This window comes from Leucobacter sp. GX0328 (genome assembly GCF_053567315.1).
This window is the reverse complement of sequence record NZ_JBSGPC010000002.1, coordinates 220,575-233,153: the sequence shown is the minus strand read 5'-3', so window position 1 is coordinate 233,153 and position 12,579 is coordinate 220,575. Positions and strand designations below refer to the sequence as shown.

Sequence of the window (12,579 nt, the reverse complement as noted above, 5' to 3'; positions counted from 1 at the left end):
GAATGAAAACTCCGGGAACGCCGCCGTTTCGGAGCCCACAGGGAAGGAATAACGATATGACAACGAACATTCCGGAGCGCATGCGCGCCAATGTGCTCATGTCCGCCGGCAGGCTCGAGATGCAGGATCGGCCGGTGCCGGTGCCGCGGCCCGACGAGGTGCTCGTGGAGGTCACCGCCGTCGGCGTCTGCGGCTCGGATGTGCACTTCTTCCATGAGGGCGGCCTCGGCGACTGGGTCGTCACGGAGCCGCTCGTGCTCGGTCACGAGTCGGGCGGCCGCATCGTCGCGGTCGGCAGCGCCGTCGACCCCGCCCGCATCGGCGAGCGGGTCTCGATCGAGCCGCAGCATCCCTCCCCCGGTTCGCGCGAAACGCTGCGCGGCGACTACCACCTCGACCCCGGGATGCAGTTCTACGCCGTGCCCGGCACCGACGGCGCCTTCCAGCAGTACGCGACCATCCAGAGCCACTTCGCCCACCGCATCCCCGATTCGCTGAGCGATTGGGGCGCAGGGCTCCTCGAACCGCTCTCCGTCGCCATCGCCGCGTCCCGCAAGGCCGCCATCGGCCTCGGCGACCGCGTGCTCATCACCGGCGCCGGCCCGATCGGCCTGGCCCTCTCCCAGGTCGCGCGCGCCGCGGGCGCCAGCGAGATCGTCGTGACCGATCTCAGCGAGGAGCGCCGGGCGACCGCCACCCGATTCGGCGCGACGGCGACGCTCGACCCGGTGCGCGACGCGGCCGAGATCGCGGCGCTCGGGGCCGACTCCTACATCGACGCCTCGGGCGCCGGCCCCGCGATACTCAGCGGCCTCGAAGCGCTGCGCTCGGGCGGCCACGCCGTGCTCGTCGGTATGGGCGTGAACGAGCTGGTCATGCCGGTCACTCGCATCCAGAACCAGGAGCTCGTCGTCACCGGCGTGTTCCGGTACGCGAACACCTGGCCGGCGGCGATCGCACTGGCCGCGTCGGGTCAGGTGTCGCTCGACGAGATGGTGACCGGCACGTTCTCGCTCGCAGAGGTGGCCGATGCGCTGAACTCCACGGCGGATCCGAACACCATCAAGTCGATCGTCGAACCGCAGCGCTGACCCGCCCGTGCACGTTCAGGCGGCGGCGACCGCCCGCCCGGCCGCGCGCCCGCTGAACAGGCACCCACCGAGGAAGGTGCCTTCGAGGGCGTTGTAGCCGTGGGCGCCGCCTCCGCCGAAGCCGGCGGCCTCGCCCGCCGCGTACAGCCCCGGTACCGGGGCGCCCTCCGGGCCGATCGCCCGCGATGAGAGGTCGGTCTGGATGCCGCCCAGCGATTTCCGCGTGAGCACGTGCAGCTGCACGCCGATGAGCGGGCCGGCGGCCGGGTCGAGCAGGCGATGCGGCGCGGTGGTGCGGGTGAGGCGATCGCCGAGGTAGCGCCGGGAGTTGCGGATACTCATGAGCTGCGCGTCCTTCGAGAACGGGTTACCGACCTCCGCATCGCGCTCGGCGACCGCTCGGAGTACGCGACGCGCATCGAGCAGGGGGCGCTCCGTCAACGCGTTCATCCGTTCGACGAGTTCGGGGAGCGTCTCGGCGACGACGAAATCCGCGCCGCGGTCGATGAACGCCTGCACGGGGCCCGGCGCACCCCGCCCCAGGCGCGTCTTGAGCAGCAGCTTCCGATCGCGGTTCGTGAGATCGGGGTTCTGCTCCGACCCCGACAACGCGAACTCCTTCGCCGCCATGCGGCTGGTCACCACGAACCACGAGTGGTCGTATGCCGCGATCTCGGGGTCGGTGCGCAGCATGCGCAGCGTGCCGAGCGTGTCGTGGCCCGGGAGCCCGGGCGGCGGCAGGCGGCGCCCGAGCGCGTCCAGCCACAGGGGCGACGGGCCCGGCAGTATGCGGATGGCGTGCCCGGGCCACACGGGGTCCCAGTTCTGCACGCCCTCCGTGTAGTGCCACATCCGGTCCCGGTTCACGAGGCGCGCTCCGGCGCGCTCCGCGACGGCGAGCATGCGCCCGTCGACGTAGGCCGGCACCCCCGTCACCATGCTCCGCGGCGGCGAGCCGAGGCGTTCGGGCCAGAACCGTCTGACCAGCTCGTGGTCGCCTCCGATTCCGCCACTCGCCACGATCACCGCCCCCGCGCGGAACTCGAACGCGCCGATCTCGTCGCGGTTCGAAGCGGCGCCCCGCGGCGATCCGTCGTCCGCGAGCGTCGCGCCGCGCACGCCGACGGCGCGGCCGTTCTCCATGACGATCCCATCGCAGCGGTGCCGGTGGAGGACGCGGGCGATGCCGACCTCCTCCGCTTCGCGAAGGGCGCGGACGAAGGGCGCGAGAACGCCGGTGCCGGTGCCCCACGGCACGTGGAACCGCGGCACCGAATTGCCGTGGCCGCCCGCGGTGAGGTCACCGCGCTCGGCCCAGCCGACGACCGGGGTCAGTTCGATGCCCGCCTCGCGGATCCAGGCACGCTTCTCCCCCGCCGCGAACTCGACATAGGCGCGGCCCCAGCGCGCCGCCCACAGATCCTCGCCGCCCGGGTCGGCGCTATCGCTCGCATCGTCGTCCGGGTCACCTGCGAAGCGGTCCCACCCGGCGCTCCCCTGCCAATCCTGCCAGGCGAGTTCGAACGAGTCGCGCACCCCGAAGCGGCGCTGCTCGGGGGTGTCGACGAGGAAGAGGCCCCCGAACGACCACCAGGCCTGCCCGCCGAGATCCTGGGGCCCCTCCTGGTCGATGATGAGCGTCTGCAGGCCTGCTCGGCAGGTCTCGCGTGCGGCGGTGAGTCCGGCGAGGCCGGCCCCCACGATGATGACATCGGCGTCCATGCCCCCATTCAGCCACGCGCCGCGCCGTGCGCGCAAGAGCCGGGTTCAGGCGGAGGGCACCGGGACGCCGAGCTCGGTCACGAGCGTGATGGTGCGCGACCCGGGGGCGAACGACATCTCGAGGCCGACGCGTCCTGCCCACGAACCGAGCTCCGCGGCGTCGCGCGGCGATGCGCAGCTCTCGGCGAGCCGTCGCACGAGATCGCCCTTCGCGGCCTTGTTGAAGTGGTTGAGCGCACGAACCGCGCCGTCGGCGCTGCGCTGCACGACGTGCAGGTGCCAGCCGAGCTCCGCGGGTACGGGTGCGAGCGCGGCGTAGTCCTTCGACCGCAGATCGAGCACGAAGGCGTCTTCGGGCCACTCGAGCCGGGCGTGCGCGTCGCCCCAGATGCGCTTCAGAGGTGCTCCGAGCGCCGGCAGTCGCGACCCGGCCGACAGTCGGTATGCAGGGATCGCGTCGCGCGCGGAGACCAGCCCGAAGAGCGCCGACTGCACGCGCACGTGCGCATCGATCCAGCCGCGTGCGGTGTCGTCGAGCGTGGAGACGTCGAGGGCGTCGTAGACGACGCCCGTGTAGCGCTCGATGGCGGGCATGACGCCGCCCGACTCGAGGGCGAGGTTGTACGCGAGCTCGCCGCGGTTCTTCACACCGAGCTTCAGCGCCTTCGCGGCGACCTCCTCGTCGCCGCGGCTGAGCTCGACGAGTGCGTCGCGCACGCGGACGCGCGCGTCGCCGAGCGCGTCATGGCCGTGCAGCGACGCGAGCTCGAGCGTCCCCGCTCCCCCGACGCGCTTCGTCTCCGACGGCGGCAGCAAGACCAGCACTACGGCTTTCCTTTCGTTCGGGACATACAGGAGCGGGCGGGGTGGGGCTTCCGAATTTCCGGCCCTTCTGCGATCGAACGATATGCGACTTCTGCATATCGAGAGAGCGCAATGTCGGGTCGGAAATTCGGAAGCCCCGGCCCGCACGCGGACAGCCGGACGAGATCGGCGATCCCTGGAGAGACAGCAGAAGCCGGGGCTCGATGAACCCCGGCTTCTGCGATGTCAGCACTCAGGCGGCGATGGCGGCCTTGCTCGCGACGATGGTGACGACGTCATGGTCGACCGAGAGGAAACCGCCCTCGGCGTCGACCGTGGTCTTCGCCCCGTCGGCACCGGTCACGCGGACCTCGCCGCGCGCCAGCAGCGCGAGCAGCGGTTCGTGACCGGCGAGGATGCCGATCTCGCCCTCGATGGTCTTCGCGATGATCTGGGTCGCCTCGCCCTGCCAGACCTCGCGGTCGGCCGAGACGACGCTCACGTTCAGCGAAGCCATGGCTTAACCGAGTTCCTTCTGCATCTTGGCCCAGTTCTCCTCGACGTCCGAGATGCCGCCGACGTTGAAGAAGGCCTGCTCTGCGACGTGATCGAACTCGCCCTTGCAGATCGCATCGAACGACTCGATGGTCTCCTTGAGGGGAACGGTCGAGCCCTCGACACCGGTGAACTTCTTCGCCATGTAGGTGTTCTGCGAGAGGAACTGCTGGATGCGACGTGCGCGGTTCACAGTGATCTTGTCCTCTTCGGAGAGCTCGTCGACGCCGAGGATCGCGATGATCTCCTGCAGCTCCTTGTTCTTCTGGAGGATCTGCTTGACCGTGATGGCGACGCGGTAGTGATCCTCGCCCAAGTAGCGGGGGTCGAGGATGCGCGACGACGAGGTCAGCGGGTCGATGGCCGGGTAGAGGCCCTTCGACGCGATCTCGCGCGAGAGCTCCGTGGTCGCGTCGAGGTGCGCGAACGTGGTGGCGGGAGCCGGGTCGGTGTAGTCGTCCGCGGGGACGTAGATCGCCTGCAGCGAGGTGATCGAGTGACCGCGGGTCGAGGTGATGCGCTCCTGGAGGATGCCCATCTCGTCGGCGAGGTTCGGCTGGTAGCCCACAGCGGAGGGCATACGGCCGAGCAGCGTCGAGACCTCGGAACCGGCCTGCGTGAAGCGGAAGATGTTATCGATGAAGAGCAGCACGTCCTGCTTCTGCACATCGCGGAAGTACTCCGCCATGGTCAGCGCCGAGAGGGCGACGCGGAGACGGGTCCCCGGCGGCTCGTCCATCTGGCCGAAGACGAGCGCGGTCTTGTCGAAGACGCCCGCCTCTTCCATCTCGTGGATGAGGTCGTTGCCCTCACGGGTGCGCTCGCCCACGCCGGCGAACACCGAGACGCCGCCGTGGTCCTGAGCCACGCGCTGGATCATCTCCTGGATGAGGACGGTCTTGCCGACGCCCGCACCGCCGAAGAGGCCGATCTTGCCGCCCTGCACGTAGGGGGTGAGGAGGTCGATCGACTTGATGCCGGTCTCGAAGAGCTGCGTCTTCGACTCGAGCTGGTCGAATGCCGGCGGAGTGCGGTGGATGCCCCAGCGCTCCGTGACCTCGATGGTCTCGCCCTCGGGGAGGTTCAGCACGTTGCCTGCGACGTCGAAGACCTTGCCCTTGGTGATGTCGCCGACGGGCACCGAGATGGGGCCGCCGGTGTCGGAGACCTCCTGGCCGCGCACGAGGCCGTCGGTGGGCTTCAGAGCAATGGCGCGAACGAGGTTGTCGCCGAGGTGCTGGGCGACCTCGAGGACCAGGGTGAAGGGCTCAGCGCCCTCGCCCATGTTGACGGTCGTCTCCAGAGCGTTGTAGACGGCGGGGATGCCGTCGTGAGGGAACTCGATGTCGACGACGGGGCCGGTGACGCGAGCGATACGCCCGGCAACCTTGGCCTCGGTCGCCACTGCGGCGGTTTCGGTCATGTTTCTCTCTCTTCGTGCTGGATTAGCTGGACAGCGCGTCGGCGCCGCCCACAATCTCGGAAATCTGCTGGGTGATCTCGGCCTGGCGCGCATTGTTGGCGAGGCGCGTGTAATCGCGGATCAGTGCATCCGCGTTATCGCTCGCCGACTTCATCGCCTTCTGCGTGGCAGCGTGCTTGGCCGCGGCCGACTCGAGCATCGCGTTGAACACGCGCGACTCGATGTAGGCGGGAAGCAGCTGGTCGAGGACCGTCTCAGCGTCGGGCTCGAACTCGTAGAGGGGCGAGACCTCGGAATCGGCCTCGGCGACGCCGTCGACGATCTGCAGCGGCAGCAGACGGCGCACCTGCGGCACCTGGCTGACCATGCTCACGAGACGGTTGTAGACGAGGTGGATCTCCTGCGCTCCGCCTTCTGCGGCGGGGCGCGCGAAGATCTCGAGCAGAGCCTGCGCGACCTCTTCTGCGGTCGAGAACGCGGGGTTCTCGGTGTCGCCAGTCCAGACGCGCTCGGAGGCGCGGCGGCGGAAGGAGAAGTACCCCTGCGCCTTGCGGCCGATGAGGAAGTACACGACTTCCTTGCCCTCGCTGCGCAGCAGCTCGGCGAGCTCCTCGGCTTCCCGGAGGACCTGCGAGTTGAAGGCGCCCGCGAGACCGCGATCGGAGGTGAAGATCACCACTGCCGCGCGCTCGACCGTTTCGGCCTCGCTCGTCAGCGGATGATCGGTGTTCGAGTGCGTCGCGACCGCGGAAACGGCGCGGGTGATCGCATCGGCGTAGGGCGTCGAGGCTTCGACGCGCGCTTTCGCCTTCTGAATGCGAGAGGCTGCGATCAGCTCCATCGCACGGGTGATCTTCTTGGTCGTCTGGGCAGACTTAATCCTCTGCCGGTAGACCCGAAGTTGCGCTCCCATGTCTCTCCTGTACTGGTCGGTGCTAGTTGGTCGAAGTGGCGGTGCGGGCGGGGACCGGGCCCCCGCCCACGATCCGACTACTTCTTGACGACCAGCTGCTCCTGCTTGATGTCTGCCTCATCGAGGGCCTCGAACTGCTCGCTCAGGCTCTTGCCCGCGGAAGTGCGGAACTCGAGCTTGAACTTCTCGACCTGCGAAGTGAGCGACGCGACGGTGTCGTCGTCGAGCACGTTCGTCTCGCGGAGCGTGTTCAGCGCCTCCGAGTTGCGGCCGACGTAGTCGAGGAACTCGCGCTCGAAGCGCAGGATGTCCTCGACCGGGACCTCGTCGAGGTAGCCCTGAGTGCCGGCCCAGATCGACACGGTCTGCTCCTCGACCGGGTACGGGGTGTACTGCGGCTGCTTGAGGAGCTCGGTGAGACGGGCGCCGCGCTCGAGCTGCTTGCGGCTCGCGGCGTCGAGGTCGGACGCGAACATCGCGAACGCCTCGAGCGCGCGGTACTGCGCCAGCTCGAGCTTCAAGGTGCCCGAGACCTTCTTGATCGACTTGACCTGCGCGTCGCCGCCGACTCGCGACACCGAGATGCCCACGTCGACCGCGGGGCGCTGGTTCGCGTTGAAGAGGTCGGACTGGAGGAAGATCTGGCCGTCGGTGATCGAGATCACGTTGGTCGGGATGTACGCCGAGACGTCGTTGGCCTTGGTCTCGATGATCGGCAGACCGGTCATCGAACCCGCACCGAGCTCGTCCGAGAGCTTCGCGCAGCGCTCGAGCAGACGCGAGTGCAGGTAGAAGACGTCGCCGGGGTACGCCTCGCGCCCCGGCGGACGGCGCAGCAGCAGCGACACGGCGCGGTAGGCCTCGGCCTGCTTCGACAGGTCGTCGAACACGATGAGCACGTGCTTGCCGTCGTACATCCAGTGCTGGCCGATGGCCGAGCCGGTGTAGGGGGCGAGGTACTTGAAGCCTGCCGGGTCCGATGCGGGCGATGCGACGATGGTGGTGTACTCCATCGCGCCGGCCTCTTCGAGCGCGCCCTTCACCGAAGCGATGGTCGAGCCCTTCTGGCCGATCGCGACGTAGATGCAGCGCACCTGCTTCGACTTGTCGCCCGAGGCCCAGTTGGCCTTCTGGTTGATGATCGTGTCGATCGCGAGAGCGGTCTTGCCGGTCTGGCGATCGCCGATGATGAGCTGGCGCTGACCGCGGCCGACAGGGATCATGGCGTCGATCGCCTTGATGCCGGTCTGCAGCGGCTCGTGCACCGACTTACGCGCCATCACGCCGGGAGCCTGCAGCTCGAGGGCGCGTCGGCCCTCGATGCCGGCGATCTCGCCGAGGCCGTCGATCGGGTTGCCGAGCGGGTCGACCACGCGGCCGAGGTAGCCCTCGCCCACGGGCACCGAGAGCACCTCTCCGGTGCGGGTGACCTGCTGGCCCTCCTCGATGCCGGTGAATTCACCGAGCACGACGACGCCGATCTCGTCCTCTTCGAGGTTCTGCGCGAGTCCGAGCGTGCCGTCCGCGAAGCGGACGAGCTCGTTCGCCATGACGCCGGGGAGGCCCTCGACGTGCGCGATGCCGTCAGCCGCGTCGACCACGGTGCCGACCTCGGTCTTGCCCGACTGCGACGGCTCGTACGACGCTGCGAAATCCTTCAGCGCGGCGCGGATCTCGTCCGGGCTGATTGAGAGTTCTGCCATTTCGTTTCCTCTGTCTCTTCCGGAAAGCGCCTGCCCCCGGGAATGAAAAGTTGTGCCCTATGCAGCGAGCTGCTGGCGGAGGTCGTCCAAGCGGGCGCGGACGCTGCCGTCGATCACGTCATCCGCGATCTGCACGCGGATGCCGCCGATCAGCTCGGGGTCGACGATGGTGGTCACCTTGACCGGGCGGCCGACGGTGCGCTCGAGCGCGGTCGCCAGACGCTGCTGCTGCTGCGCGTTCAACGGCGTAGCAACGGTCACGGTGGCGAGCTCGGATCCGCCCTGGTCGGCCGCGATGCGGGCCGAACTACGGAGCGCGGTGTTGAGACGACGACCCTGGGGGTTCGCGACGAGCTGGCGGACGACCGCGAGCGCGACGTCCGAGACCTTGCCCGAGAGCAGGCCGCTCACGAGGGAGAGCTTGCCCTCGGCCCCGATCAGCTTGCTGCCCAGTCCGAGCTCGAGCTCGTGGTCGCGATCGATCAGATCGGCGACGGCGAGCAGCTCGTCCGCGAGCGACGGCTCGCTCAGGGCCGCGGCGCGGATGCCGAGCTCTTCGACGCCCTCGACGAACTCGGCCGAGTTCGACCAACGAGCGGCAGCGGCGGCGGTCAGCACGGCACGCGCGTCATCGGTGAGTCCGCCGAAGAGGCGCGAGACGACCTGGGTCTTGCCCGAAGCCTCTGCGGTCGCATCGCCGAGCACCGACGCCAGAGCGGCGTTGGTGCCGATCTGGTCGGCGGCCTGCAGCAGTTCGGGGCCGGTGGCTTCCGACTGGCCGGCGCGCAGGGTACCGCGCACCTCCGCCAGCGCTTCGCGTGACGCGCTTCCCATTACTGGGCCGCCTTCTCGGAGGCTTCGAGGTCGGCGAGGAAGCGGTCGACCAGGGCCGAAGCGCGCTGGTCGTCGCTGAGCGATTCGCCGACGACGCCCGAAGCGAGGTCGATCGCGAGCGAGCCGACATCCTTGCGCAGCGAGACGACGGCGCTCTGGCGCTCCGCCTCGATCTGAGCCTGAGCGGCCTGCGTGACGCGGTTCGCCTCGACGACCGCATCGTCCTTGGCCTTCGCCACGATCTTGGTGGCATCGAGGCGGGCCGACTCGCGGATCTCCCCGGCTTCCTCGCGAGCGCTCGCGAGCTGCGCGGTGTACTCCTGCAGCGCGGCCTCGGCCTTCGCCTGAGCCTCGTCGGCCTTGGCGATGTTGCCTTCGATCGCCTCGGCGCGCGCGTCGAGCATCGCCTGCAGCTTCGGAAGGAAGACCTTCCAGAACGCCACGAGGATGATGAAGAAGACGACCCCGGACCAGACGATGTCGTAGACCTCGGGGATCAGCGGATTCCTCGTCGCGCCTTCCTCAGCAGCTGCAATCACTGCGTTAATCATCGAGCCTCCCTTTCGAGACTAGGAGAGGTGAGCGGTTTAGGCCTGGAAGATGAAGTGCGTGGCGATACCGATGAGGGCGAGCGCCTCGGTGAATGCGATACCGATCCACATCAGGACCTGGAGGCGGCCGGCGAGCTCGGGCTGACGAGCGACGCCCTCGATGGTCTTGCCGACGACGATGCCGAGGCCGATGGCCGGGCCGATCGCTGCGAGGCCGTAGCCGACGGTCGAGATGCTGCCCGAGATTTCAGCGAGAACAGACACAGTATGTGTTTCCTTCCGTGGGGTGAGCGCGGCGGTTGCCGAACCCGGTAATGGTTTTAGTGCTCTTCAGCCAGCGCGAGCTGGATGTAGACGCCGGTGAGAATGGTGAAGATGTAGGCCTGGAGGAACGCGACCAGGATCTCGAAGAGGGTGAACGCGAAGCCGACGACGAAGGTGCCGACGCCGAAGAGCTTGAACAGCCCCTCGCCCTCGAGGAGGAAGAAGTTGGTGGCGCTGAAGAACAGCACCAGGAGGAGGTGGCCGACGAGGAGGTTCATCAGCAGACGCAGCGTCAGCGTCACCGGGCGCAATACGAAGGTCGAGAAGAACTCGATCGGCGTCACGATGATGTAGAGCGGCAGCGGTACGCCGGCCGGGAAGAGCGAGTTCTTGAAGAAGTTCTTCGGGCTCTTCTTGATGCCGGCGTAGATGAACGTGACGTACGAGACGACGGCGAGCACGAGCGGCAGGCCGATCACGGCCGATACGCCGATGTTGAAGCCGGGGATGATGCCCGTGATGTTGAACGCGAGGATCGTGAAGAAGATGCCGCACAGGATCGGGAGGAAACGACGTCCGTCGACCTTGCCGAGCAGATCCTCCGCGATGTTGACGCGCACGAAGTCGAGCGCCATCTCGGTCAGCGACTGGCCGCGGGTCGGTACGACCTTCATGTTGCGGGTCCCGAGCCAAAAGAGGAGCAGGAGGACGGCCATCATGATCACGCGGATGATCATGATGCGGTTCATGGCGAACGGGGTGTCGGCGAAGAGCACGACGTCCGGGAAGAAGTCTGCGATCGACGGCGGATGGAAACCGCCCTCTTCTGCGACGAACAGACTGGGGGTCACGAATTGCACAGCGTTAGCGAACAGCGCCATTCTCCTGATTCGGGGCGAGACGTGAATGGCCTCGCCAGCGGCGAACGATGGTCGTGCCCCCGACACTTATCGGCACACACGCATAGCGCGGCCACGCAGGGAACACCATCATCCTAACAAATATTCAGCCCAGGGTGAAACCGTGGAGCGCGAAAATCAGACTCCCCCGACCACCGGAATGCGCGATTTCGCGACGATCACCGAATCGATCGCCAAAGACACCAGCACGGAAGCCACGATTCCGATGAAGAGGATCACCGGGTCGAGCCAGGGCTGATCGCGCAGCAGCAGCGAGACCACGATGAAGATGACGAACTTCAGCACCCATCCCCCGAGCACGATGCCGAAGAAGAGGCCGAGGTAGTTCGGCGAATCGATGAAGCGGTTCGCGAAGGCGATGCTGCCGATGGTGAGCAGGAGGAAGAACCCGCCGAACGCGCTGCCGATCACGCCGCCGACGAGTCCGGGCGAACCCGCGACCGCCCAGCCGATGAGCGCGAACGCGAGCACCATCACGACGGTGACGACGATCCCCCACTTCATCGCGCGCAGCAGCACGGGCTGGGACGTCGGCATCTGGGGCTTCGCGGCGCCCTCGGCTTCGGGCGTGACGGAGTCGCTCACTCGGGGGTCCTTTCGTGCGCCGCGCCGCCGGTTCGATCCGCGGCATCGGCGAGGGAGGTCTGGTCGGGCTTCTGCTCGGCCCGCGGCACCCACCGTAGCAAGCCGCGCTGTGCGGCCGCCGCACGCAGCCGGCTCATCGGGAACAGCAGCAGCAGGATGCACAGCAGCCCGCCGATCACGAGCACGACCGAGGGCAGCACGAAGCTCTGCAGCGTGAAGACGAGCAGCACGGCGAGCGAGAGCACGGCGGTACCGAGGTAGAAGATCAGCACGGCCTGCAGCGGCGAATGGCCCCGATCGAGCAGGCGGTGGTGCAGATGCTGGCGGTCGGCCGTGAACGGGCTCTTCCCGGCCCTGATGCGGCGCACGACGGCGAGCATGAAGTCGGCGAGGGGCAGGGCGAGCACCGCGACCGGCAGAATGATGGGGATGTAGCTCGCGAGGACGAGCTTCTGGTCGAGCGCCGCGGGGTTCAGCTGACCGGTCACCGAGACGGTGGAGGTGGCCATGAGCAGACCGACCAGCAGCGCGCCGGTGTCGCCCATGAACATTTTCGCGCGATGCCAGTTGAAGGGGATGAAGCCGACGCAGATGCCGACGACGACGATGGCGATGAGGCTCGCGATCTCGACGGAGTCGACGTGGCCGATGCGGTCGTTCAGGATGCGCGTGTAGGCGAAGAAGGCGGCGTTGGCGATGATCGCGACGCCGGCGACGAGGCCGTCGAGCCCGTCCACGAAGTTCACGGCGTTCATCACGAGCGTCATGAGGAACACGGTGATCACGAAGTTCACTGCGGGCGAGCCGATGATGAGGGTGTTGCCGATCGGCAGCGAGACGATCTGCAGACCGTTCCAGGCGAGGAGGCCGGCGGCGGCGAGCTGGGCCGCGAGCTTGATCATCCAGTCGAGGTCGAGCAGGTCGTCGAGCACGCCGATCAGGGCGATGATGGCGCAGGCGCCGATGAGCGCCCACATCTCCGGCCCCTCCCGGAAGAAGGCCGCGAACTCCGGGCGCAGCATGGCGGCGCCGAAGGCCGCGAGTATGCCGACGAACATCGCCACGCCGCCGAGCCGGGGCGTCGGCGTGCGGTGCACATCGCGCGCACGCACCTCGGGGGCGAGACGGTAGCGCCGGCTCAGCCGCAGCACGCCGTACGACGCCGCAGCCGTCACCACCGCGGCGACCGCCGCGAGCACCAGGTAGCCGATCAC

Annotated in this window: 13 protein-coding genes; 1 reads left to right on the top strand and 12 read right to left on the bottom strand. The window is 68.1% G+C overall.

What is annotated here, in order from left to right; translation table 11 throughout:
* Positions 1–56: 56 nt before the first annotated feature.
* On the top strand, positions 57–1,091 hold the full coding sequence (locus ACUYTF_RS09280; RefSeq protein WP_434142526.1) for an NAD(P)-dependent alcohol dehydrogenase: 1,035 nt from the start codon (positions 57–59) through the stop codon (positions 1,089–1,091).
* A 15-nt stretch (positions 1,092–1,106) separates the two neighbouring features.
* Here the strand turns inward: ACUYTF_RS09280 and ACUYTF_RS09275 are convergent, their stop codons facing one another.
* From ACUYTF_RS09275 to ACUYTF_RS09220, 12 genes are all read right to left on the bottom strand, one after another.
* Positions 1,107–2,813, bottom strand: a complete 1,707-nt coding sequence (locus tag ACUYTF_RS09275; protein WP_434142524.1) for an FAD-binding dehydrogenase — start codon at positions 2,811–2,813, stop codon at positions 1,107–1,109.
* Positions 2,814–2,858: 45 nt separating this feature from the next.
* Positions 2,859–3,638 (bottom strand): peroxide stress protein YaaA, encoded by a 780-nt coding sequence (locus ACUYTF_RS09270; RefSeq protein WP_434142522.1) that lies wholly within the window; start codon positions 3,636–3,638, stop codon positions 2,859–2,861.
* Between the two features lie 232 nt (positions 3,639–3,870).
* On the bottom strand, positions 3,871–4,134 hold the full coding sequence (locus ACUYTF_RS09265; RefSeq protein ID WP_434142520.1) for a F0F1 ATP synthase subunit epsilon: 264 nt from the start codon (positions 4,132–4,134) through the stop codon (positions 3,871–3,873).
* A 3-nt stretch (positions 4,135–4,137) separates the two neighbouring features.
* On the bottom strand, positions 4,138–5,595 hold the full coding sequence (gene atpD, locus ACUYTF_RS09260) for a F0F1 ATP synthase subunit beta (RefSeq protein WP_434142518.1): 1,458 nt from the start codon (positions 5,593–5,595) through the stop codon (positions 4,138–4,140).
* Positions 5,596–5,617: 22 nt separating this feature from the next.
* Positions 5,618–6,508: a F0F1 ATP synthase subunit gamma gene (locus ACUYTF_RS09255; RefSeq protein WP_434142516.1), complete on the bottom strand. Its 891-nt coding sequence runs from the start codon at positions 6,506–6,508 to the stop codon at positions 5,618–5,620.
* Positions 6,509–6,585: 77 nt separating this feature from the next.
* Positions 6,586–8,211, bottom strand: coding sequence for a F0F1 ATP synthase subunit alpha (atpA, locus tag ACUYTF_RS09250; RefSeq protein ID WP_434142515.1), 1,626 nt, complete (start codon positions 8,209–8,211; stop codon positions 6,586–6,588).
* Positions 8,212–8,268: 57 nt separating this feature from the next.
* A complete protein-coding gene (locus ACUYTF_RS09245) occupies positions 8,269–9,045 on the bottom strand; it encodes a F0F1 ATP synthase subunit delta (protein ID WP_434142513.1) in 777 nt (258 codons plus the stop codon).
* Positions 9,045–9,596: a F0F1 ATP synthase subunit B gene (locus ACUYTF_RS09240; protein WP_434142512.1), complete on the bottom strand. Its 552-nt coding sequence runs from the start codon at positions 9,594–9,596 to the stop codon at positions 9,045–9,047. Before ACUYTF_RS09240 ends, ACUYTF_RS09245 begins: the two co-directional genes overlap by 1 nt.
* 36 nt (positions 9,597–9,632) lie before the next feature.
* On the bottom strand, positions 9,633–9,860 hold the full coding sequence (gene atpE, locus ACUYTF_RS09235; protein ID WP_434142511.1) for an ATP synthase F0 subunit C: 228 nt from the start codon (positions 9,858–9,860) through the stop codon (positions 9,633–9,635).
* A gap of 56 nt (positions 9,861–9,916) precedes the next feature.
* Complete coding sequence (gene atpB, locus ACUYTF_RS09230; RefSeq protein WP_434142509.1) at positions 9,917–10,741, bottom strand: F0F1 ATP synthase subunit A; 825 nt, start codon at positions 10,739–10,741, stop codon at positions 9,917–9,919.
* A 156-nt stretch (positions 10,742–10,897) separates the two neighbouring features.
* A complete protein-coding gene (locus tag ACUYTF_RS09225) occupies positions 10,898–11,365 on the bottom strand; it encodes a 3-oxoacyl-ACP reductase (protein WP_434142508.1) in 468 nt (155 codons plus the stop codon).
* The gene (locus tag ACUYTF_RS09220; protein WP_434142506.1) at positions 11,362–12,579 is read right to left on the bottom strand and encodes an MraY family glycosyltransferase; all 1,218 of its coding nucleotides are present in this window, start codon (positions 12,577–12,579) and stop codon (positions 11,362–11,364) included. The genes ACUYTF_RS09225 and ACUYTF_RS09220 overlap by 4 nt, the downstream gene beginning before the upstream one ends.